Raw genomic sequence first — 21,718 nt, 5'->3', positions numbered from 1 at the left:
TACGCCAGGAGGGCACCCCGCCCCCACCCACTGCAGTACCGCAAGCTGACGTTCATTGACTTGCCGCTCCAATGGCCCGCCTTCGACTCGAGGCTGACGTTCGGCGGTCGGATGTTCTCAGCTTTGGCCGTCAACGACGGGGGCTTCACGACAGATTCGCTCGAAGGAGCATTTGACGTCGGTTCCCTTTCCGGTTCTGGTCTGACGCCAGAAGGCGGGGCCGAGCTGGAGGCCGCTCGCGCTACCAACTGGGAGTTGACCCGCTCGCTGAACCAACGTGTCCGACCAGTGCGGTGGGCAGGACCCTGAGAGGCCCTGCCCACACGTGATCAGGCGGAGACGCCGACTGGCTCCACGGGAGAGGCCAGTGCGGCGAGGTAGCGCTCGGTGTCGAGGGCTGCGGCACAGCCGGATCCGGCGGCGGTGATGGCCTGACGGTACGTGTGGTCGACGACGTCGCCGGCGGCGAAGACGCCGGCGATGTTCGTACGGGTGGAGGGCGCCTCGACCTTGATGTAGCCCTCGTCGTCGAGGTCGATCTGGCCGGTGAAGAGTTCGGTGCGCGAGTCGTGGCCGATGGCGATGAACAGGCCGGTGACGTCGAGGGCGCGGGTCTTGCCGGTGATGGTGTCGCGCAGGACGGCGCCGGCGAGCATGCCGCTTTCTTCCTTGATCTCGGCGATCTCGGCGATCTCGCTGTCGAAGGCGAAGGAGATCTTGTCGTCGGCGAACGCGCGGTTCTGCATGACCTTGGAGGCGCGCAGAGTGGAGCGGCGGTGGACGACGGTGACGGAGCGGGCGAAGCGGGTGAGGAAGGTGGCTTCCTCCATGGCGGTGTCGCCACCGCCGACCACGACGATGTCGCGGTCGCAGAAGAAGAAGCCGTCGCAGGTGGCGCACCAGGAGACGCCCCGGCCGGAGAGCTCCTCCTCGTTCGGCAGGCCGAGCTTGCGGTAGCCGGAGCCGGTCGCGATGATCACGGCCTTCGCGCGGTGGACAGTTCCCTCGGAGTCGGTGACTTCCTTGATGTCGCCGGTGAGGTCGACAGAGACGATGTCGTCGTCGATCATCTCGGCGCCGAACTTCTCGGCCTGGGCCCGCATGTTGTCCATGAGGTCGGGGCCGTCGATGCCGGTGGGGAAGCCGGGGTAGTTCTCGACCTCGGTCGTCGTGGTCAGCGAGCCGCCGACGAAGATCGAGCTGCCGAAGAGCAGGGGCTTCAGCTGGGCGCGCGCGGTGTAGGGGGCGGCGGTGTATCCGGCGGGGCCGGAGCCCATGACGATGACGTTGCGCACGTCGCCGCTGGTGGCGGCGGTCGTGTCGGTCACTGAGGTCATGCCTCCTGCTTCGCGTCGATCTCGGCGATGAGGCCCTCGATGAGGCCCTTGATCTCGTCGCGGATCGGGCGGACTGCCTCCACGCCCTGGCCGGCCGGGTCCTCCAGGGCCCAGTCGAGGTACTTCTTGCCGGGGAAAATCGGGCAGGCGTCGCCGCAGCCCATGGTGATGACGTAGTCGGACGCCTGGACGGCCTCGGTGGTGAGGATCTTCGGGGTGGCGGCGGAGATGTCGACGCCGACCTCCTTCATCGCCTCGACCGCGGCCGGGTTGACCTGGTCGCCCGGGATGGATCCGGCGGAGCGGACCTCGATCCGGTCGCCGGCGAGGTGGTTGAGGAATCCGGCGGCCATCTGGGAGCGGCCGGCGTTGTGGACGCAGACGAAGAGCACGGAGGCGAGCGGAGCGGTCATCGGTTCTTCCTTAGGGCAGGGATGGAGCGTGGTGCGGGGACGGAAAGACTCAGGCGCCGGGCAGGGTGTCCAGCAGGGCGGTGATCCGGGCGTCGAGGGCGTCGCGGATCGAGCGCACGACGGCGATCGGGGCGCCGTCGGGGTCGGGGACGGGCCAGTCCAGGTAGCGGTGGCCGGGCACTACAGGGCAGGCGTCGCCGCAGCCCATGGTGATCACGATGTCGGCGGCCTGGACGATCTCGTCGGTCAGCGGCTTGGGGTAGACCTCGTCGAGCGCGACACCGGCCTCGGTGAGTGCCTGGACCACGTGTGGGTCGACGGCACCGGAAGGGTGGGTACCGGCGGAGGAGACGATCACGTCGTCCCCGGCCCGGTGGGCAAGCAGGGCTGCGGCCATCTGGGAGCGGCCGGCGTTGTGGCTGCATACGAACAGCACCCGCGGCCGTTCGCCGCCGGTCGGGCTCTCGATGTGCGCCAGTGCGTCCAGGCGCTCTGCGGCGAACCGCTCCGCCAGCACCACGAGGTGGGTGCGGACGTGCGCGTTCGCGGCGAGCTGCTCGTAGGAGTCGGCGATCAGCCGCTGTACCGTCTCCACGGAGTACCGGCCCTGGTGACGTACGGCGAGGCGGGCGACACCGGCCGCGAGCCGTTCGTCGGGGAGGACCGGGTACGAGGACGCGGTCATGGCGAGAACCCCCTGGGTTCAAAGAGGTCAGCCCAGGCTGGTATCAGCTCCAGGTGATGTGAGAGTATCAGCCCATGATGACGTCAGTCGATACTGATCTGATCCGGGTTCTGGGTGATCCCCTGCGCCTCCAGATCGTGACCCTGCTCGCCCGCGAGACGCTGTGCACCACCCATCTCGTGGAGGAGACCGGTGCCAAGCAGACCAACCTCTCCAACCACCTGAGAGTGCTGCGCGAGGCCGGGGTCGTCGAGACCGAGCCTTGCGGCCGGTTCATCTACTACCGGCTCAAGCCGGACGTCATCGAAGCCCTGGCCGGCCAGTTCGCCGCCCTCGCTGAGACCGCGCGCGCCAACGCCGACACCAAGAGAGCCTGCCCGTAGCCTCTCGCCTCACCTGCCCGAGGAGACCCTGCCCGTGACCGCCACCGAGCCCGCCGCGAGCGACGCCATAGCCGTCGACACGTCGCCGCAGCCCGCGCCCGGCGCCACCCCGCCCCGTACCCCGCTTGCCGCCCGAGCGGCCGCGGAGCTCGTCGGCACCGCCGCTCTGGTGGCGATCGTCGTCGGCTCCGGCATCCAGGCCACCCAGCTCACCGACGACGTTGCGCTGCAGTTGCTCGCCAACTCCACCGCCACCGTCTTCGGCCTCGGCGTCCTCATCGCCCTCCTCGGGCCCGTGTCGGGGGCGCACTTCAACCCGGCGGTCACGCTGGCCGAGTGGTGGACCGCCCGCCGCGGCGGCGGCGGGGGCGTGAACGCGCGCGAGCTCGCCGTCTACGTCCCCGCCCAGATCGTCGGCGCGATCGCGGGCGCGCTGCTCGCGGACGCGATGTTCGGCGAACCGCTGGTGAAGTGGTCCACGCACGACCGCTCGGCGGGGAACCTGCTGCTCGGCGAGGTGGTAGCCACCGCCGGCCTGATCCTGCTGATCTTCGGCCTGGCCCGTACCGACCGCCTCCGCTTCGCACCCGTCGCGGTCGCCTCGTACATCGGCGCCGCCTACTGGTTCACCTCCTCCACCTCCTTCGCGAACCCGGCGGTCACCATCGGCCGCGCCTTCACCGACACCTTCGCGGGCATCGCCCCCGCCTCCGTGCCGGCGTTCATCGGCATGCAACTGATCGGCGCGGTCGTGGGCCTCGCCATGGTGGCGGTCGTCTTCGCCCGGCCCAAGGGATGACGGACCACACCGATGTCGTGGTGATCGGCGGCGGCCAGGCCGGGCTCGCCGCCGGCTACCACCTGCGCCGCCTCGGCCTCGACTTCGTCATCCTCGACGCCCAAGCCACCCCGGGCGGAGCGTGGCAGCACACCTGGGACTCCCTCCACCTCTTCTCCCCGGCCGCGTACTCCTGCCTGCCGGGCCGGCTCATGTCGCCCCAGCCCGGGGAGACGTACCCGGACGCCGCACACGTCGTCTCGTACCTCACCGACTACGAGCAGCGCTACGAACTCCCCGTTGTCCGCCCCGTCCGCGTCGAAGCGGTCCACCGCGACGGCGACCACCTGCGCGTCGAGGGCGACACTGGTACGTGGCGGGCCCGTGCGGTGATGAGTGCGACCGGCACCTGGTGGCGGCCGTTCGTCCCCGCAGTCCCCGGGCGTACAGAGTTCAAGGGCACCCAACTCCACACCGTGGAGTACCGGCGACCGGCCGACGGCGCGAGGCAGCGCGTGATCGTCGTTGGGGGTGGGAACTCCGGCGCCCAGATTGCCGCCGACGTCGCCTACGACACCGATCTCACCTGGGTCACCCTCCGCGAGCCCCATTACCTCGCCGACGACATCGACGGCCGCGCCCTCTTCGACCACGCCACCGCCCGCCGCCGCGCCCTCGACGGGGGCGGTACGGACACGGGAGGCGTGGCCTCGCTCGGCGACATCGTCGCCGTCCCGCCCGTACGCGAAGCCCGCGACGCCGGACTCCTCAAGGCCCAGCCGATGTTCACCCGCGTCACTACGACGGGAGTGGAATGGGCGGACGGTACGACCGCCGAGGCCGACGCGATCATCTGGTGCACTGGTTTCCGCCCGGCTCTCGCCCACCTGGCACCGCTGGGACTCCGTGGCCCGCGCGGCCACATCCCCACCCACGGCACCCAGGCCGTCGACGAACCCCGACTTCACCTCCTCGGCTACGGCGACTGGACCGGACCGGCCTCCGCCACCCTCATCGGCGTCGGCCGCCCCGCCCGCGAAGCCGCCCGGCAGATCGCCGGCCTACTCGGCGCTGCGTGAGCCGGCGGGGCGCGTGAGGATGGTGCAGATGTCGCCGTCCGTGCACGTGTCCGGGTCGGTTGCGGCGGCCCGGTGGGCCAGCTCGCGCAGGGCGGCGCGGGCCTCACGTAGTTCGGTCATACGGTGTTCGATGTCGGCCAGGTGCTGATCGATGAGTGTGCCGACCTGGGCGCACGGGGCTTGGCCGCTGTCGCGCAGGGCGAGGACCGAGCGGATTTCGGCCAGGGTGAGTCCGGCGGTCTGGGCGTCGCGGACGAAGGACAGTCGGGTGGTGGCCTGCTCCGGGTAGTCCCGGTAGCCGCCGGCGGTGCGCGGGGGTGCGGGCAACAGGCCCGCCTGTTCGTAGAACCGGATCGTCTTGGTCGACAACCCGGACTTCGTGGCGAGCTCTCCGATGCGCATACCGCCAGGGTACGGCTTGACCTTCCAGCGCACTGGAAGGTCTACGGTCGCCCTATGAGCGTCACGAGGATCACCGTGCTGACCGTGCCGGACTGCCCCAACGCCCCCATCGCACGGGAGCGGATCACCGCCGCGCTGGACGGGCGCGAGGCGGAGCTGGAACTGGTCGAGGTACAAGATGAGGCGGAGGCGGCCCGGCGGGGCATGACCGGTTCCCCGACCGTCCTCATCGACGGTGTCGACGCGTTCGCCGTGCCCGGAGCGCCGCCCAGCGTCTCCTGCCGCCTGTACCGGGACGAGGAGGGCCGGGCAGCTGGTGCGCCCAGCGTCGAAGCACTGCGGAAGGCGCTCGCCGGCGCGAAGGAGTGCTGCGACGACGATCTCCTTGATCCGATCGGACGGGCGGGACGTGGCCGCCGGGCACCCGTCGAGCGGGGACTGCGCGCCGTCCACCAGGCGGTGCTGCGGCACTTCGCCACGACCGGCTCCGCACCGAGCACGTCCGATCTCGAAGCGGTTGCCGCCGAGGCCGGCCGCATCGCCCACGACGTCCTCGCCGAGCTGGACGCCGAGGACTTCCTCGCCCTCGACGCCGAAGGCAGGGTGCGAGCCGCGTACCCCTTCTCCGCAGTTGAGACGCCTCACCGGGTCAAGCTCGGCAATGGGGTGGAAGCGTGGTCGATGTGCGCGATCGACGCCCTCGGCATCGCCGCGATGCTCGACCAGGACATCCGGGTCACCTCCTCCGACCCGGTCAGCGGTCACCCGGTCACTGTCTCCTTCACCAGCGTCACGGCACGGTGGGAGCCCGAGGGTGCGGTCGTCTTCGTCGGCCGACGACCGGGACGCGGCCCGGCAGCCGACGTGTGCTGCGACGCCCTGAACTTCTTCGCCGACCGCTCCACAGCCGAGACGTGGGCGCGCCGCCACCCCGACGTCCCCGGCCGCATCATCAGCCAGGCCGAGGCCGTCGCCATCGCAACACAGACCTTCGGACCGCTGCTCGCCGAGGACTGAACGAGAGCATCGGGTTCCACAGCGCATCCGGGCGGGAATCATCCAGGCCCCGGGGGCCCCGGGCTCCGAACAGGAGCGGAGTGATGACGGGCGATCGTTCAGAGTTGGACCGGCAGGCCGTCCTCGACGACTACGCCAGGGCCCGCCGGACCTTCCACGCGCTCCTGGATGACGCAACGCCGGCCGACCTCGCCCGCCCGACCAGCGGCACCCGCTGGACCAACAGGCAACTGATGTGGCACATGCTCTTCGGCTACCTCATCACGCGCGTCCTGCTGGGCCTCGCACGCGTCTTCGGCCGGTTGCCCCGGAGCGCGAGCAGGGGCTTCGCCGGAGTGCTGAACGCGGGGACGAGGCCCTTCGACCTGATCAACTACCTCGGGCCGTGCGGGGCGGTGAAGGTCTTCGGGCCCCGAAGGATGGGCGCGGCGTTCGACCGCATCACCGGCTCGCTGGAGGGGCGGCTCGCGAAGGAGTCCGAGCGGGACCTGGCGCGGGGCATGCGCTATCCGGTCCGGTGGGACCCGTTCTTCAAGGACTTCATGACCCTCGCGGACCTCTACCGATACCCCACCCAGCACTTCGACTTCCACCATCGCCAGCTCACCCTCGGCGAGAGCGGCTGAGGCGCCTGTCAGTCGATGTGAGGGCTGCGGCGTTCGACCAGGACGGTGTCGCGCCAGCGGCTGTGGTGGCGGCCGATACGCTCGCGGGTGCCGATGACGCGGAATCCGGCCCGCTCGTGGACGGCGAGGCTGGCGGCGTTCTCAGGGAAGATGCCGGACTGGATGGTCCAGATCCCGGCCGCCTCGGTGGACTCGACCAGCGCCCCAGCGACCGCAACCGCTCGATCACAACCTCCACCCCCCTGGAACGCCTCCAGTTGCGCGGCAGGCATGTCACCGAACAGCACGGCGGCCATGGAGTCGCGGCCGCCCCGCAGGGCAGCCGTGACCGTACGGCCCTTCGCGGTCAGGGACACCAGGGTCGCGCGCCGGTCTGGCCGCTGCTGATGGGCGGCTGCCACACCGGCCGCGACACCCAGTCCGCCATCACCGCGGCCGGGTTCACCCTCACCACGGTCGATCGGTTCGCCTTCCCCGAGACCCGTCTTCCCTCGCCCTCCGCCACCCACATTTTCGGCACCGCCGAACGCAACCAGGCGGGAGGCGCCGTATGACCACTCAACCCGCCAGCCCGACCGAGGAGCCGAGCGCGGCCCATGCGTCCGTCACCTTGCTGGAGCGCCTCGCCGAGAAGCTCGGCAGCCGGGCCTCCGTCACCGCCGTCTACGCCGAACCGATCACGCGGAACGGCATCACCGTCATCCCCGTCGCCAAGGTCGGCTTCGGCTTCGGCGGCGGCGCGGGTCGCGAAGTCGGCGCCACCAAGAGCGGCGAGGGTGGAGGGGGCGGTGGCGGGGCGGAGGCCCGCCCGCGCGGTTTCATCGAGATCAGGGACGGGACCGCGACGTACAGGCCGATCCCCGACCCCTGGGTGGATGTCGGCGTACCACTGGTGGCGCTGCCGGCGGGAAGCGCGGCCCCGAAGATTGTCCGCGCGTCCAGGTCGCCGGGAACGGGTGCGTGGCCGGTGGCCGCGAAATGCCGCAGCACCGCCTGCTGTACGGCCCGCAGGCCGCTGGTGGGCGGCGCGGAGGCGCCCTCGTCCGGCGCGCCCGGCAGCATCCATCGGCAGATCCTCACAGTCCGCGGTGGCGTCCGCGACGTGCAGCGCACGCTGCAGGTCGGCCACGCTCGGTGTCCCCTCGACCCGTCCGTCCGGTCCCCGGTACAGGCGGCAGAAGACAGAGGCGGGAACCCCCAGCACGGCGAAGGGGTCGACGCCGTCGATGAGGATGGTCGGCGAGCCGTTCATGCCGAACCGGGCAGCCTCTGCCTCGTCGGCGACCTCGACCACCTCCGCGCTCCGACCGTCGAGCGCCTGGTCGATCCGCTCCCGCGCCAGCGGCCTGTGTGTGTGGGGGGCAGTCGGGCACCGTCAGAACCGTGATGCGCATGGTCGTGTCCTCCCAGGTCACTGCGGCTGCCACCGACGTTAGACCTTTCAGCGCACTGGAAGGTCAAGGCGTAGCCTCGGTCGTATGCGCATCGGAGACCTGGCCGCCGCGAACGGCCTGACGGTCACGACCATCCGCTTCTACGAGCAGACCGGGCTGCTGCCCGCACCTCCCCGCACGCCGGGCGGCTACCGCGACTACCCGCCGCAGACCGGCACCCGGCTGGCCTTCGTCCGCGACGCCCAGTCGGCCGGGCCTTGATCACCCGCAGCACGGTGACCGCTTCCTCGCCGTACAGGCGGTGCCCGCCCGGGCTGCGGACGGGCTCGGCCAGCAGACCGCGCCGCTCGTAATAGCGCAGGGTCTGGATGTTCGCCCCGGCCGCATCCGCGACCTGCCCGCTGCGCAGCTCTTCGCCGGTCACGGCACATCCCGGCGGGCGGCGGCCCGCTCCTGGAGAGCGTCCAGCACGGCCTCGTGGGCGCCATCGACGGAGATGTCCAGACGGATCAGCTCCGGGTCAGGGCTGACGGTGAACGTGAAGAACGAACAGCAGCCGCTCTCGCGCGCGACCAAGTCGCGCACCTTTTCCTCGACACCGTCACCGCCGGCGAGCGCAAGGGACAGCCGGAGCCGGTCCGGCCGGGCCAGATGCGTCAGGCTACCGGTGAACAACGTGTCGACCTCGGCGACCCGCAGCGGCTGCTCGGTGGTAGGCAGGGTGCAGGAGTCCGGTACCCAGGTACTCATCGTGGCCGCTTCCGTCGACGTCGTTTCCCCCTCGTGGGCGGGCACATCTCCGACGGTAAACCTGTACCTGGGTACAGGATGCAAGTCCGAGCCCCTGCCAGGACTAAGCGGCGGCAGCCTTGGTGAGGAGCGCGCCCATGGCGGCGAGGACGGCGGGCTCGACGCGGTAGTAGACCCAGGTACCGCGCCGCTCGGAGGAAAGCAGCCCGGCCTCCTTGAGCTTCTTCAGGTGGTGGGAGACGGTCGGCTGGGAGACGCCGACGTCGGAGATGTCGCAGACACATGCCTCGCCGCCCTCGTGCGAGGCGACCGAGGAGAACAGCCGCAGCCGGACCGGATCGCCCAGCGCCTTGAACATGACCGCGGTCCGCTCGGCCTCCTCGGCCGTCAGGGGGCGCTCGGTCAGTGGCGGGCAGCAGGGCTCCACAGCGGCTTCCGGCTCCAGCAGGGGCAGCACCTTCGCGTTCGACATACGTCTATGTTGACACATGTCGAACCAACCCCCCAGAGGCTGCGAGCTGGCACGTAGTGGGGCGGCCGGCGGCCAGGGCGGGCCCCCTAGTGGCGACATCGGGCGCAGTTCGGTTCAACGAAGCCCTCCGATTCGATGAATGTCTATGTTGACGCTTATCGATACAGGTGTAATGCTGAGAGCGCAAGAGATCGACAGATGTCGAAACAAAGGGGAGTCGCCATGAACGCCACCGCCACCGAGCAGCTGCCGGTCGTGGTCATCGGGGCAGGCCCTGCCGGTCTGGCTGCCGCTGCCCATCTCGTCGAACGCGGCCTGGAGCCTCTGGTCCTGGAGACGGGTGCGCAGGCGGGTGCGGCGGTGCGCGAGTGGTCGCATGTGCGGCTCTTCTCCACCTGGGCCGAGGTCACCGACCCGGCGGCCGAGAAGCTCCTCGCCCCCACCGGCTGGGTGAAGCCGGACGCGGCGACCTACCCGACCGGCGGCGACTGGGCGGAGCAGTACCTTCAGCCGCTCGCCGATGTACTGGGCGACAAGGTGCGCGTCGGCGTCCGGGTCACCGGTGTCTCCCGCTCGGGCCGCGACCGGATCGTCGACGCCGATCGCGAGACCCAGCCCTTCACCGTCCACGTCGCCTACGCCGACGGGCGAGAGGAGCGAATCCTCGCCCGCACTGTCATCGACGCTTCCGGCACCTGGGCCACCCCGAGCCCGGCCGGCGGCGACGGACTCCCCGCACTCGGCGAGCGCGCGGTCGTCGACCGGATCTCCTACCGCGTCCCGGACCTGAAGGACCCCGCCGTACGGGTCCGTTACGCCGGGAAGCGCACCGCCGTGATCGGCTCAGGTGCCTCCGCCTTCACGGCCCTGGCCTCGCTCGCCGACCTCGTGAAGTCTGAGGACGGCACTGGCACGCACGCGACCTGGATCCTGCGTCGGGGCATCTCCGGCTCCACCTTCGGCGGCGGCACCGCCGACCAACTCCCCGCCCGTGGCGCCCTCGGCCTCGCCGCGAAGGCCGCGGTCGACGAGGGGCACGCGGACGCCGTTACCGGTTTCCGTACGGACGCGATCGAGCGCGACGGCGAGCAGCTCGTGCTGGTCGCCGAGGACGGCCGCCGGCTCGACCCGGTCGACGAGATCATCGTCCTGACCGGCTTCCGCCCCGACCTGTCCTTCCTTGACGAACTCCGCCTCGGACTCGACGAACGCCTCCAGGCTCCCGTCGAGCTGGCACCGCTCATCGACCCGAACCAGCACTCCTGCGGCACCGTCTACCCGCACGGTGTGAAGGAGCTCTCCCACCCGGAGGAGGGCGTCTACCTCGTCGGCATGAAGTCCTACGGCCGCGCCCCGACGTTCCTCGCCCTCACCGGCTACGAGCAGGTCCGCTCCGTCGTCGCCGCGATCGCCGGCGACCACGAGTCCGCTGAACGCGTCGAACTCGTACTCCCAGAGACGGGGGTCTGCGGCGGCGCCGGCCTCTTCGACCAGCCGCGGACCGACGACGCGGCCGACGGCGGCGGCTGCTGCCCACCCGCACCCGCGCTCATTCAGCTCGGCGCCACGACCCCGGCGCCCTCCTACGGCTCGTGACCGATCTCAACACCCGCCTGGACGGGGCCGCGACCGGAACTGGGGACCGGTCGCGGCCCCGCGCCGTCCTGCCCGCGCTGTGCGCCACCCAGATCACCAGCTGGGGAATCGTCTACTACGCCTTCCCCGTCCTGAACCCCCAGATCACCGCCGACACCGACTGGTCCGCGAGCGTCACGATGGCGGCGTTCTCGCTCGCCCTGGTCATCTCCGGTCTCGCCGGAATACGGGTCGGCCGGACCATCGACCGACGTGGCCCCCGTACGGTCATGACCGCAGGCTCCGCCGTTGGCACCCTGAGTCTGGTGATCGTGGCCCTGGCCCCCAACTTGCAGGTGTTCTTCGGCGGTTGGATCCTGGCCGGCTTCGCCATGGCCGCCACCTTCTACCACCCTGCCTTCGCCGCCGTTACCCGCTGGTGGGCACCCGACCACGTCCGTTCTCTCACCATCGTCACCCTTGCCGGCGGCCTCGCCTCCACCGTCTTCGCCCCGCTCACCGCCACCCTCGCCGACCACCTGACCTGGCGCACCACCTACCTCGTGCTGGCTGCCATTCTGGCCGTCGTCACGATCCCTGCCCACGCCTTGGCCCTCAAGGCGCCCTGGCCCCCGGCCCCGGAGACACCGGCCGACATGGAGGGAACGCCCGGGACGGTCGTACGCAGCAGGCCGTTCCTGATGCTCGCGGTCGCCTTCGCCTTCTCGGCGTTCGCGATGTACGCCGTCGTCGTCACCCTCGTACCGCTCCTCGAAGGACGCGGCTACACCACCAGCCAGGCCGCCTGGGCCCTCGGGCTCGGCGGCGCCGGCCAGACCCTCGGCCGCACGCTCTACGCTCCGCTCGCCCGCAACACCGGTACGACCGCCCGCACGGTGGCCCTCATCGCACTCGGCGGCTTGACCACCGCGGTCTTCGCCCTCACCTCCGGCCCGTACGGCCTCGTGATCGCCCTATCGGTGATGGCAGGCATGGTCCGCGGCAACCTCACGCTCCTGCAGGCCACCGCCATCACCGACCGATGGGGCACACAGCACTACGGCAGACTCTCCGGACTCCTCAGCGCACCCGCCATGACTGCATCAGCCCTCGCCCCCTTCGCCGCCGTCCTCCTCGCAACCGCGATGGGCGGCTACCCACGGTTGTTTGGACTGCTCGCCGCCCTCGCCCTGCTCGCCGCACTCATCGCCACCGGAACAGCCGTCCGCGCAGGACGGCGGAGAGCTTGAATCAGGGACCCGTGGAACTCCAAGCCGATGTGCCTGCGCTCACCACTGTGCACACCAGCATTGGGACGGCGCGGTGCGCAGCCAGAAGGGAGGACCTGGGGCCGCGGCAGCCCGAAGGTTGGAGCTGGTCGTGGTCGCGGGCAGCCCGGCCAGCCGTGCCGGGTCCGGTAGGCCCGGCAGGACAGCCCTCAGGGCGGTTGGGGCGGCGAACGCGGCAAATCAGCGTCGCGTTTCCGAGCGTAGCGCCGATAACGCACACCATTCGCGTCGCGGAGTCAGTCCCGCAAGGCTCTGACGCGTAAATACCAACCGGTGCGGGCAAAACCGCAGGTAGCTGACCTCGCCTCCTGCGCTGCCACCCCGCGGCGCGGTGTTGATCAAGGGCTACGGGGTGTCCGATGTGCCCATTTACCTGCCTCACGGCGGGCGGCGAAGCCGCCCTGAGTCGCTGACCTGCGGTTTCCTTCCACCTGTTGTGGATAGACCTGTTTCTTGTGACGCACCACGTGGAGTGCGTCGCGATCCTTGAGCCCGCCGACAAGGGTGCCTGATCTGCTGTTTTCACGTGTGCGTCAGGTGCGTTGAGTGCGTTACCTCGACGCTGAAATGACGCTCGTGAGGCTTGTCCTGACAGGGCATCACCTCGCTGCTGATGCTGATGACGGTCACGGTCACTGCGCTGGTGAGACCACAGGGTGGTGGCCAGCGTCGGCGGGGGCCGTGGGGTGCTGCGGCGATCGTGTTCGTGGCCACGCTGGGCTGCACGTGGCAGCAGTGGCACAGCGTAGGGCGTTGACGCGCCGCCGGGGGTGCGTGTCCCAGTTGTACGACCTCGCCGGCATCACCGCCGCCGAAGTAGTCGCAAGGTTGGCCGGCCTTGAGAGGAACTCAGCCTCCCTCTGGGGTGTTGAGGAGGGTCAGGCCGAGGGGGGTGAGGCTGTGAAGCACGGAGTTTCGATGGCGGAGGGAGCGGATTAGTCCGGCTTCGCGAAGAATGGTTGCGTGTTCGCTTGCGCTCGCGGGTGCGATACCTGCACGAGCGGCCAATTCCTTGGTGGAACAGCCTTGGTGCTCTGCGATGGTGGTGAGCACCGTAGTGCGCGTGCGGCCCAAAAGCGTCGACACACCGGGGGAGCGCGCCTGCTCATGTGCGGAAGCAAGGGTGGTGAGCTCACGGGGGCGCTGGTCGGGGAAGGCGGGATAGCTCACGGAAACGGGCCGGCCGTCGGTGACGATGGCGCGTGTGCAGAACATCGACGGAATGAGTAGGAAGCCCTCCCCGTCCAGGTGAAGGTCACGGTCGGCTCCGCTCACCATCCGGACTTCCAGAACGGGCGGGTTCCACCGCATCCACTGGGGGTTGGCCTGGGTCAGCAGCTGCTCGACACCGCCGGTGAGCAATTGCTGCAGGCGCAGAGTTCGATCGACCGCCAGGTGTTCCGTGAACTGGACCCAGTACGGACCGAGCAGGCATGTGTGGAGATGGCTGAGCCCCGTGCAGAGCTCAGCAAACAGAGACGCATCGTCTGCCAGGCGGCGAGTCCACGCCGGCAGGGAAGGTCGATGCTGTGCAGTTTCCAGCAGATTCGCCCTCACGCGTTCGCGAGGCGTGCCGCGTACCTGTTCCAGAAGTTCTTCGACAGCGCCCACTTTGGTGGGGCTGAGGAAGCCTGGCGAATATCCCACGGCAGGCATGAGGGCCAGGGCCATGCGCGCCTGTGCAGACAGCTGTGCGCGGGCCCGGTGCCGCCAGGCACCGAATCGGGCCGGCTGGCTGCGGCTTTGTACGGCTCGCGCTGCAAGTTCCAACTCGTGCAGCGGCATCGGCCCCTCGGCCACACGAGTCCGGGCCAGATCCTGAACCGTGAAGTGTATGCGGTAGACCATGACAGCCTGAGGCGTTCCTTCCGGAATGTCGTTCTTCGGTCCAGGCCGAATCAGATCGAGATCGTAACGTTCGAAGGTGAGGCTGAACCCACAGTCAGCAGGAGTCGACGGCGCACGGGTACCTGAGCAGCCACGAGTTGGTCATGCAGTCAAACGACCGATGCAACCCTGGGCCCGGGTGCATGGTCGGTAAACGCACCCCCAGGTGGTGGCGGAGGACGCCCGACAACGTACGTGCTCTTGCGTTTTCACCTCACTCGAGGGGTCTCCTTGCCCAGCGTTCCCATTCCACGACCAGGGACGATCGCGCTTGCCGCGGTCGCCGCTCTGACGGTAGGGGTCACACCAGCCACCGCCGCGCCGGGCGGACCGGCAGGCCCAGCTGACGGTGACCGCCTCCCATCTGTCCGGCACGACAGCCGTCATCGGCAAGTCCTCGCTCGAGGTCTCGTACGACGACGGGGTGACCTCCTAGGGGGCCAAGCCGAGCCGTAAGGGTGACGCATGGCGGACGGCCCTGCACATGCCGAAGTCCGCGCACTTCGTCACGCTCCGGGTCACCGCCAAGGGCAGCGCCGACAACAGCGTCTCTCGGACGATCACCTGGGCCTTCGGCCTGCGCTGACGTCACCTGATGTAGCAACCCCGGCGGGCAGGGCCGCAGCCGGCGACCCCGCCCGGGATCGCGACGAGGCCGCTGAGCGGCCCGAGAGTGGTGAGCACCAGCCGATGGCTACCGAAGATGTGGTCACCGTCCGCACCCGCTCTGTCGAACTCGAAGCGTCCCCCGGCGTCCAGGGCCACGCCCTCGTCCCTGAGGACGTGCCCGGTGCGACGGGAGCAGCTGTGCGCCAAGAGCCCCAGCACACCGGGGCAGCCCGGCGAGCTGCTGGCCGGCCACCTGCCGAACACATGGGAAGCGTTACTTGAGATCCGTGACCGCACCGACGACATCCCCGGTATGCCGCCGCCCCCGTTTTGTCGGGCGCGAAGCAGAACTGAGGCGTGTGACGGACGCGCTGCGGCGATTGCCCGCGCTTGTGCTGGTGGAGGGCGAGGCGGGTATAGGCAAGAGCCGCTTGGTGCAGGAGGCCTTGGCGGCGGTCGCCAATGGGGGTCCGCGCACGCTGGTGGCGGTGTGCCCGCCGTTCCGTGAGGCGCTGACCCTTGGCCCGATCGTTGATGCCGCCCGGCAGGCCGCACCGAGTGGCGCCGATGTGGCGGACCTCGGACTGTCGGCGTTGGCCGGTACGCTGCGGCCGCTGTTCCCGGAATGGGCGGACGGCCTACCGTCCGCGCCGGAGCCGCTGGCCGATGCCGGCGCCGCCCGGCACCGGTTGATCCGGGCCTTCGCCGAACTCCTGGACCGTCTCGGAATCGACGTCCTGGTCGTCGAGGACGTGCACTGGGCGGACGAGGCGACGCTGGAGTTCCTGCTGTTCCTGGCCTCCCGGCAGCCGTTCCCGCTCACTCTGGTGATGACCTGCCGTCCCGAGGAGGTGGCCGCCGACTCCCTGCTGCTGCGCCTGTCCTCCCGGGTACCGACGAGTGCGGGGATCAGTCACGCACGCGTCGGCCTGGCCGGACTCGCGGTGCCCGACACCGCGGAGCTCGTGTCGTCGATGCTGGACGACGAACACGTCTCCACCGAGTTCGCCACATTCCTGCACGACCGCACCGAGGGCGTGCCGCTCGCGCTGGAGGAGTGCGTCCGACTGCTGCGGGACAGGGCCGACCTGGTCCGGCGGGACGGCGAATGGATGCGGCGCACCCTCGACGAGATCGCCGTGCCGCCGACGATCCGGGACGCCGTCACCGAGCGGGTGGCCCGGCTCGGGGCCGACGCCCGGCGGGTGCTGCTGGCGGCTGCCGTCCTGAGCGATCCGGCGGACGAGAGAACGCTGGGTACGGTCAGTGGGCTGACCGGGGTCGGGAGCGGCGAGGAGGCGGGCCTCGGGGACCGGACGGGCCGTCCGGCAGGTTCCGCCATCGCGCCGGCCTGGGGGTCTGGCGCCGCTACGGTGGTCGAATCAGCCGTCTCCGACGCGGTACGCAGTGGCCTGCTGGTCGAGGACGGCTCCGGTTCGGGCCGTATCGCGTTCCGGCATACGCTCGCCGCCCGAACGGTATATGACCGGGCGTCGGCGTCCGAACGGCGAGCCGCCCACCGCCGCGCCGCCGCGCTGCTGGAGACCGCCCGGCCCCGGCCCGTCGGCCGGCTCGCCCGTCACTTCCGGCAGGCCGGCGAGGTCGCGCGGTGGTGCGAGTACGCCGAGCAGGCAGCGGACATCGCCCTCGCGTCCGGTGACCACGTCACCGCCCTCGCCTTTCTGCACGAATTGATCACCGAACCGGAGCTGCCCGCGGAAGCGGTCGCCCCATTGGTGCGGAAGATGCCGTTCCAGGCGTTCACCGGCTACACCCGGCGTGCGGATGTCCTGGCCACGTTGCGCGCCGTCCTCGAAACGGACCGGCTCAGCGCGCGCGACCGCGCGGAAGTGCGGGGCCAGCTCGCTCAGATCCTCATCCAGCTCGGTGAGTACGCCGCCGCGGCAGCGGAGTTGGAGCCGGCGATACCCGACCTCGTCGACGGAACATACGCCGTCGCCTGGGCGATGACCGCTCTCGGATACCCGGTGCTGAGCGGAACGTGGCCGGCCAAGACCCATCTGCGCTGGCTGGAGCGGGCTCGGCAGTTCACTGCCGGTGCGGCGCTCTCCCCGCATGAGCGGCTGTCCTTGTTGGTCAACCGTACGACCGCGCTGCTCGAACTCGGCGAGGAGTCGGGCTGGGTGCTCGCCGAGGAACTGGGCGACGACGAGTCGACACCGCAGCTGGCCCTCCAACGCGGCCGAGCCGAACTGAACATCGGCGACGCGGCGATTCGGTGGGGACGATACGCAGAGGCCCGACTGCGACTGACGAGCGCCGTCGACGTCGCGGGGCGGCACGCGTACCAATTGCTCGCGGACCTGGCCGGGGTGACGCTCCTCCACCTCGACTACCTGACCGGCACGTGGCAGGGCCTGGCCGAGCGGGCCGGGCAGTGGTCGGACGTGGCCGAAGAGCCCTTGTGCCGGCTGCAGGCCCTGCTGGTGGTGGCTCAGGTGAAACTGGCGACCGTGGGCGCGGATGAGGACGTCGAAGATCTGCTGCGGACGGTGCGGGAGGAGGGCGAACGCCGCGGCGCCATCGGTCTGTGGCTGGAGCCTGCAGCGGCGCAGGCACGGCTCAGGCTCGCCGCGGGTGACACCGAGGAGGCACTCGCACTGACCGAGGACCCCATACGTCTGGTCATGCGCAAGGGCATCTGGTTCTGGGCGACGGATGTCGCACCCGTGCGAGTGGCGGCACTGGCGGCGGCCGGGCGGCATGCGGAGGCGGAGCATCTGGTGACCGCGTTCGAGGAGGGGCTGAGCGGGCGGCGCACGCCCGCTGCGCATGCGGGACTGGAGGAGTGCCGGGCGGCGCTCACCGAGGGCCGGGGAGAGTTCGAAGCGGCGGCGCGGGCCTGGGGCAACGCGGCTCAGGCGTGGTCGCAGCTGCCGAGGCCGCATGCAGCGGCACGGGCGCAGGAGGGCGTCGAGCGCTGCACGCCCGCCACGCGGGGCGGGCGGCGCGGATACGGGAACCAGTTGTCGCCGCGGGAGGTGGAGGTGGTCCGGCTGATGCTGCAGGGCCTGACGAACCGCCAGATAGCCGTCGAGCTGTCGAGGTCGCCCAGCACCGTCACGGCGCAGTTGAAGTCGGCCATGCGCAAATACGGGGTGACGTCCAGAACGGCATTGGCCGTGAACGTGACGCAGGCGGGGAGCGTCTGAAAGCGCGGACTCGTCCTTGCACTTCCACGCACTCTTCAGCCCATTTGGCAATCGCGCATGCCTACGCTGCCCGCTGCCCGCTGCCCGACCAGGCCCGGCGCCCGGAAGCTCTCGGCGCGCGACGAGCGTCGCCGACGGCACTTCGTCTGCTGACAGAGCGGTGGGACCGGGCGCGATTGCACCCGGTCCCACCGTCGATTCGGACGTCGTCAGTGACGGTCGCCGGCGCCCTTCGCCGGCGTCTGCACCGTCATCGAGACCGGGACGGTGTCTCTGTCGTAGAACCCGTCGGTACCGAGCCCGAGAGTCGCGGTCACCGTCCCCGGCTGAGCCGGCGCCGCATGACGCGCGTTCAACCGCACCCGCACGGTGGTGTGACGGCCCGGCTGGATGGTGAGCGTCGTCTTGCTCTCCGCCAGCCACGGGACGTCGACCGGTCCGGCCTGGTTGAAGCCGGACAGCACCGAGCCGGCCGTCAGCGCGAGCGCATCGGAACTCGAGCCGCCGAGCGCGTAGAAGCCCCGCGCACCGACGACACCGATCGCGTTGTTCCGCGCATGGTCGGCGCTGGGCAGTGCCGTCCACCAGTTCATCGCCGGATCGTAGACATAACCCCGCTCGGTCGCCGCCGCGTTGTTGTCCGTGAACCCACCGGAGACGAGCAGGCGTCCATCGGCCACGCCGTATGCCGACTGCGCCAGGTCGATCGGGAGGTCGGCGATCCGCTTCCATGTGTCACGGGCGGGGTCGTAGACGAAGGCGTCCTTGACCTCCCGACCTCCGGGGGCGTCGACGAGGTTGGTGTAGCCCCCGGCGCAGTAGAGCTTGCCGGCGATCCCACCGCACGAAGCGCCGTTGATTTCCTCGGGATAGGGGTGGACGGTGCTCCAGGTCTTCGTCTTCGGGTCGTAGGCGCTGACGGTGGAGTGGAAACTGTCGTCCACGGACATGCCGCCGACGACGTACAGCTTGCCGTCGAGCACCGCCGCGCCGCCGCCTGCCAGCGCGTGGGGATTGTCAGCTGCGGTGCTCCAGGTGTCGGCGGCGGGGTCGTAGACCTGCGTCCTGGTCTCGATCCCTATCGCCGAGAAGTCCGCCGCCACCCAGTAGCCGCCGCTGACATAGAACTTGCCGTCGATGAAACCGCCGGACGCCGATGCCACCGCAGACGGCGCGTCGGCCTTCTGCCGCCAGGTGTTCGCGGCGGGATCGTAAGCGTAGAAGGAAGCCAGCGGTACAAATCCGTCGGTGCCCAGACCGAGCCCCGTGTACACCGTGCCGTGAGAACTGCCGGCGACCATGGCAGTGGCGGAGGCAGGCAGGTCAGCGGTCGATGTCCATGCCGGACCCGAGGCCGTCGTGCTGGTGGACTCGTTGAGTTTGACCCTGAGGGGCGCGTCGCCGGTGTTGGTGAGCGTCAGGTCACGGGTCGCCGAACCCTTCCATGGCACGGTCGCGCTGACCGGACCACTGGTCACAAGCCGGCCGGCATGCAGGGTCAGGTCGGCCGCGGTGACCTTGTTCACGGCCAGTTTCACCTTGTGGGATGCCGAGTGGTACGGGTACTTCGCCGCGGTGACCGTCCGGTGGCCCGTCAGCGAGGAGAAGAACCAGTAGAAGCCACTGGCCCGACCGGGGATACCGGCCATGGGCGCGCTGGTCACATACTGCGCCGGCCGGTCCGTGAGGGAGACGGTCACGCCGTCGACCGGCTTCGAGGTGTTGCCGTCGGTGATGTTGCCGACGACGAGGCCTCCGGGCTGCGGGGTCACCCATGCGCCGCCCAGTCGGACGTTGTCGATCCACCACCCTCCGCCTGGGCCGGCGTTCGGTGTGTCGATCTGGCGCCGGAACCTGACCCGCGCGGAAACTGCCTCTCCGCTCGTGGGCAGTGCGACCGTCACCGAGTCCAACTTCAACGAGTCGTCCGACCACTCGGTCGTCCAGGTCTTGCCGCCATCCGTGCTGTAGTCGACGCTCGCAAGGCCGAAGGCGTTGTCGGTGCGGAAAGACACAAACGGCGTCTGAGAGGCGGGAACCGTGAATTCGGGGGAGAGCAGCGACGTGTCAGTCGGCTTTCCAGCCGTGTGACCCATGACGTACGCAGATCTACCGGTAAAGGTCCATGGATCTCCCGCCGCGGTGTCGACAGTCCGGCCGGCCGGCGCCGTGGTTTCGTCGAAGGTCTCGGTGTCGCCTTCGGACTTCTGGGTGTAGCCGGACGCGGAGCCGAGCGACGACACCGGCGACGCGCTGAGGCCGATGTTGTGGACCACGCTCGTGGTCTTCGTCGTCACGCTGGTGTCACGCTCCAGGTAACCGGGGTAGTTGGAGGTGACATGCAGCGTGTAGCGGCCGTTCACCGGCAACCGGACCGAGTACTGGCCGGTGACCGGGTCGCTGTAGATCGGGCCACCGGGAATGCCGTTGTCGACGACGATTCCGGCGTAGAGCGACCAGCCGTGGCCCGATGCGTCGGCGACGGTACCGCTGACCGTCACCAGGGGTACCTTGGTCAACTTCACGTCGGCCGTAGTGGTCTTGTCAGCGCTGACCGTGACATCGTTCGTCGTCTTGTCCGCGTAGGCGAAGGCGCTCACGTCGAGGTCGTACGAGCCGGCGGCCAGCCGCATCCGGTACGTGCCGTCGGGGCCCGTGGTCGTGGTCATCGACGACGCGCCGGTGACGTTGACCTTGGCGCCGGAGACGGGCTTGCCGGTCGACGCCTCGGTGATGGTGCCGCTCAGTGTTCCGGCCGGTCCGCTGGAGAACGCAGCGGTCCCGTTCGGCGTGCCGAGTCCGGTGGGTCCGTCGTAACCGGGTCCCGCCGTGCACAGGTATGTGGGGTCACAGGCGCCGTTGGCACCCGAGGTCACATCGTTGAGGCTGCCGGTGTGAGCGTAGGGATAGCTGTTGGGATACGTGCCGTCGAGCATCGACCCGCCGAGTGCGTAGGTCGCGGCGATGATCGGCGCCGAAGCGCTGGTGCCGCCGTACTGCCCCCAGCCGGTGCCGTAGGTGGAGCCGTACGTGTTGTACACCGCGACCCCGGTGACGGGATCGGCGACCGCTGACACGTCGGCGACGGTGCGATGGGCGCAGCCGGTGTCCTTCTGGAACGAGGGCTTCGGTTGGGTGGTCGAACAGCCGGAACCGGGACCGCCGCCGAGGCTGCTCCACACCGATTCCCTCCAGCCGCGCGCCGTGTCCGGATCGCGTACCAGTGACGTGCCGCCGACGGCGGTGACGTGGGGCGAGGACGCGGGGAAGGAGACGCCGTAGCTCGAGTCGCCGCTGCTGGCGACGACTGCGACACCGGGATGGTCGTAGTACTGCTGCGCGGCCTGCCGGTCCGTCGGCCACTCGCCGCTTCCGGGTGTGGACGAGTACCCGGTTCCGTAGCTGTTCGACACGTAGCTCGCACCCAGCGCGACCGCCTGGTTCACTCCGGCGCCGAGGTCGGCCACGGCGGCGCTGTCGGCCTCGACCAGGATGATGTTGGCGTTGGGAGCGATGGCCGACACCATGTCGAGGTCGAGCGAGATCTCAGCCGCCCAGCCTTCGTGGGCCTGAGGGTAGTCGCCCTGGAGACCGCGCTGATTGACCTTGATGAACTGACCGGGCTTCAGCGGCGGCAGGCCGAACTGCTCGCGGTACACGGCAAGGTCCGAGGCTGCGTTCGGGTTGTCGTAGGCGTCGACGATGGCGATCGTCGCACCGGCACCCCCGTCCTTCGGCAGGTTGTAGGCGCTGAGCAGGTCGCCGGGCGCCAGCCCATGCGGAGTGGCGGAGGCGGCCCGGACGCCCTTGCCGCCCTCGACGCCGTTGACCCGCACCGCGAAGCACCGG

At 70.0% G+C, this 21,718-nt stretch carries 21 protein-coding genes and 2 pseudogenes; 12 read left to right on the top strand and 11 right to left on the bottom strand.

The features are described 5' to 3' along the window. Positions 1-329: 329 nt before the first annotated feature. The 3 genes from trxB to ABZV38_RS14440 are packed head-to-tail and all read right to left on the bottom strand — an operon-like array spanning position 330 to position 2,435. On the bottom strand, positions 330-1,337 hold the full coding sequence (gene trxB, locus ABZV38_RS14450) for a thioredoxin-disulfide reductase (RefSeq protein ID WP_356327126.1): 1,008 nt from the start codon (positions 1,335-1,337) through the stop codon (positions 330-332). Further along, a complete protein-coding gene (locus tag ABZV38_RS14445) occupies positions 1,334-1,750 on the bottom strand; it encodes an arsenate reductase ArsC (RefSeq protein WP_315890426.1) in 417 nt (138 codons plus the stop codon). Before ABZV38_RS14445 ends, trxB begins: the two co-directional genes overlap by 4 nt. 49 nt (positions 1,751-1,799) lie before the next feature. Continuing rightward, positions 1,800-2,435, bottom strand: coding sequence for an arsenate reductase ArsC (locus ABZV38_RS14440; RefSeq protein ID WP_356327125.1), 636 nt, complete (start codon positions 2,433-2,435; stop codon positions 1,800-1,802). A 74-nt stretch (positions 2,436-2,509) separates the two neighbouring features. On the opposite strand from ABZV38_RS14440, the gene ABZV38_RS14435 reads away from it, so the two are divergent. Genes ABZV38_RS14435 through ABZV38_RS14425 form a run of 3 tightly spaced genes read left to right on the top strand, consistent with a single transcriptional unit; the run spans position 2,510 to position 4,675 of the window. Continuing rightward, complete coding sequence (locus tag ABZV38_RS14435) at positions 2,510-2,818, top strand: metalloregulator ArsR/SmtB family transcription factor (protein ID WP_356327124.1); 309 nt, start codon at positions 2,510-2,512, stop codon at positions 2,816-2,818. Positions 2,819-2,852: 34 nt separating this feature from the next. Further along, positions 2,853-3,617, top strand: a complete 765-nt coding sequence (locus ABZV38_RS14430) for an MIP/aquaporin family protein (RefSeq protein WP_356327123.1) — start codon at positions 2,853-2,855, stop codon at positions 3,615-3,617. After that, positions 3,614-4,675, top strand: a complete 1,062-nt coding sequence (locus ABZV38_RS14425) for an ArsO family NAD(P)H-dependent flavin-containing monooxygenase (protein ID WP_356327122.1) — start codon at positions 3,614-3,616, stop codon at positions 4,673-4,675. Before ABZV38_RS14430 ends, ABZV38_RS14425 begins: the two co-directional genes overlap by 4 nt. On the opposite strand, the gene ABZV38_RS14420 is transcribed toward ABZV38_RS14425, so the two are convergent. Further along, a complete protein-coding gene (locus ABZV38_RS14420) occupies positions 4,658-5,077 on the bottom strand; it encodes a heavy metal-responsive transcriptional regulator (RefSeq protein WP_356327121.1) in 420 nt (139 codons plus the stop codon). The two genes, ABZV38_RS14425 and ABZV38_RS14420, sit on opposite strands and share 18 nt — an antisense overlap. Before the next feature lie 54 nt (positions 5,078-5,131). Here ABZV38_RS14420 and merB point away from each other — a divergent pair, with 54 nt between their 5' ends. Together merB and ABZV38_RS14410 are read left to right on the top strand one after the other, a co-directional pair. Continuing rightward, positions 5,132-6,094 carry an organomercurial lyase gene (gene merB / locus ABZV38_RS14415; protein WP_356327120.1) on the top strand — a complete coding sequence of 321 codons (963 nt, stop codon included), beginning with the start codon at positions 5,132-5,134 and terminating at the stop codon, positions 6,092-6,094. Between the two features lie 83 nt (positions 6,095-6,177). Then, positions 6,178-6,720 carry a DinB family protein gene (locus ABZV38_RS14410; RefSeq protein WP_356327118.1) on the top strand — a complete coding sequence of 181 codons (543 nt, stop codon included), beginning with the start codon at positions 6,178-6,180 and terminating at the stop codon, positions 6,718-6,720. An 8-nt stretch (positions 6,721-6,728) separates the two neighbouring features. On the opposite strand, the gene ABZV38_RS14405 is transcribed toward ABZV38_RS14410, so the two are convergent. Next, positions 6,729-7,121 (bottom strand): hypothetical protein, encoded by a 393-nt coding sequence (locus ABZV38_RS14405; RefSeq protein WP_356327117.1) that lies wholly within the window; start codon positions 7,119-7,121, stop codon positions 6,729-6,731. On the opposite strand from ABZV38_RS14405, the gene ABZV38_RS14400 reads away from it, so the two are divergent. The 3 genes from ABZV38_RS14400 (at position 7,107) to ABZV38_RS14390 (ending at position 8,375) form a co-directional block, all read left to right on the top strand. Then, on the top strand, positions 7,107-7,274 hold the full coding sequence (locus tag ABZV38_RS14400; RefSeq protein WP_356327116.1) for a hypothetical protein: 168 nt from the start codon (positions 7,107-7,109) through the stop codon (positions 7,272-7,274). The two genes, ABZV38_RS14405 and ABZV38_RS14400, sit on opposite strands and share 15 nt — an antisense overlap. After that, positions 7,271-8,107, top strand: a complete 837-nt coding sequence (locus tag ABZV38_RS14395) for a spore germination protein GerW family protein (protein WP_356327115.1) — start codon at positions 7,271-7,273, stop codon at positions 8,105-8,107. The genes ABZV38_RS14400 and ABZV38_RS14395 overlap by 4 nt, the downstream gene beginning before the upstream one ends. A 91-nt stretch (positions 8,108-8,198) precedes the next feature. Next, positions 8,199-8,375 carry a MerR family DNA-binding transcriptional regulator gene (locus ABZV38_RS14390; protein WP_356327114.1) on the top strand — a complete coding sequence of 59 codons (177 nt, stop codon included), beginning with the start codon at positions 8,199-8,201 and terminating at the stop codon, positions 8,373-8,375. 43 nt (positions 8,376-8,418) lie between these two features. Here ABZV38_RS14390 and ABZV38_RS14385 read toward each other — a convergent pair. The 3 genes and pseudogenes from ABZV38_RS14385 to ABZV38_RS14375 all read right to left on the bottom strand — a co-directional run. Beyond that, positions 8,419-8,538, bottom strand: a pseudogene (locus ABZV38_RS14385) (MerR family DNA-binding transcriptional regulator); the annotation flags it as partial. After that, positions 8,535-8,864 carry a hypothetical protein gene (locus ABZV38_RS14380; protein ID WP_356327113.1) on the bottom strand — a complete coding sequence of 110 codons (330 nt, stop codon included), beginning with the start codon at positions 8,862-8,864 and terminating at the stop codon, positions 8,535-8,537. The gene ABZV38_RS14380 and the pseudogene ABZV38_RS14385, both read right to left, overlap by 4 nt. 103 nt (positions 8,865-8,967) lie before the next feature. Beyond that, positions 8,968-9,336, bottom strand: a complete 369-nt coding sequence (locus ABZV38_RS14375; RefSeq protein ID WP_356327112.1) for a metalloregulator ArsR/SmtB family transcription factor — start codon at positions 9,334-9,336, stop codon at positions 8,968-8,970. Positions 9,337-9,558: 222 nt separating this feature from the next. Here ABZV38_RS14375 and ABZV38_RS14370 point away from each other — a divergent pair, with 222 nt between their 5' ends. The 3 genes and pseudogenes from ABZV38_RS14370 to ABZV38_RS14360 form a co-directional block, all read left to right on the top strand. Continuing rightward, complete coding sequence (locus ABZV38_RS14370) at positions 9,559-10,932, top strand: NAD(P)-binding domain-containing protein (protein WP_356327111.1); 1,374 nt, start codon at positions 9,559-9,561, stop codon at positions 10,930-10,932. Continuing rightward, positions 10,929-12,161: an MFS transporter gene (locus tag ABZV38_RS14365; RefSeq protein WP_356327110.1), complete on the top strand. Its 1,233-nt coding sequence runs from the start codon at positions 10,929-10,931 to the stop codon at positions 12,159-12,161. The genes ABZV38_RS14370 and ABZV38_RS14365 overlap by 4 nt, the downstream gene beginning before the upstream one ends. Before the next feature lie 676 nt (positions 12,162-12,837). After that, positions 12,838-12,936: pseudogene (locus ABZV38_RS14360) on the top strand (IS5/IS1182 family transposase); the annotation flags it as partial. Between the two features lie 113 nt (positions 12,937-13,049). Here the strand turns inward: ABZV38_RS14360 and ABZV38_RS14355 are convergent. Both ABZV38_RS14355 and ABZV38_RS14350 read right to left on the bottom strand, forming a co-directional pair. Continuing rightward, on the bottom strand, positions 13,050-14,048 hold the full coding sequence (locus ABZV38_RS14355) for a winged helix-turn-helix domain-containing protein (protein WP_356327109.1): 999 nt from the start codon (positions 14,046-14,048) through the stop codon (positions 13,050-13,052). 627 nt (positions 14,049-14,675) lie between these two features. Next, positions 14,676-14,960 carry a hypothetical protein gene (locus ABZV38_RS14350; RefSeq protein WP_356327108.1) on the bottom strand — a complete coding sequence of 95 codons (285 nt, stop codon included), beginning with the start codon at positions 14,958-14,960 and terminating at the stop codon, positions 14,676-14,678. Between the two features lie 23 nt (positions 14,961-14,983). On the opposite strand from ABZV38_RS14350, the gene ABZV38_RS14345 reads away from it, so the two are divergent. Further along, positions 14,984-17,869 (top strand): AAA family ATPase, encoded by a 2,886-nt coding sequence (locus ABZV38_RS14345; RefSeq protein ID WP_356327107.1) that lies wholly within the window; start codon positions 14,984-14,986, stop codon positions 17,867-17,869. A 209-nt stretch (positions 17,870-18,078) separates the two neighbouring features. Here ABZV38_RS14345 and ABZV38_RS14340 read toward each other — a convergent pair whose 3' ends face one another. After that, the gene (locus ABZV38_RS14340; RefSeq protein WP_356327106.1) at positions 18,079-21,705 is read right to left on the bottom strand and encodes a carboxypeptidase regulatory-like domain-containing protein; all 3,627 of its coding nucleotides are present in this window, start codon (positions 21,703-21,705) and stop codon (positions 18,079-18,081) included. Positions 21,706-21,718: the final 13 nt, after the last annotated feature.

It is taken from the genome of Streptomyces sp. NPDC005181 (assembly GCF_040608395.1).
Lineage (GTDB): Bacteria > Actinomycetota > Actinomycetes > Streptomycetales > Streptomycetaceae > Streptomyces.
Note: the sequence above shows the minus strand (reverse complement) of the source record. Positions and strands in the feature narration are given on the sequence as shown.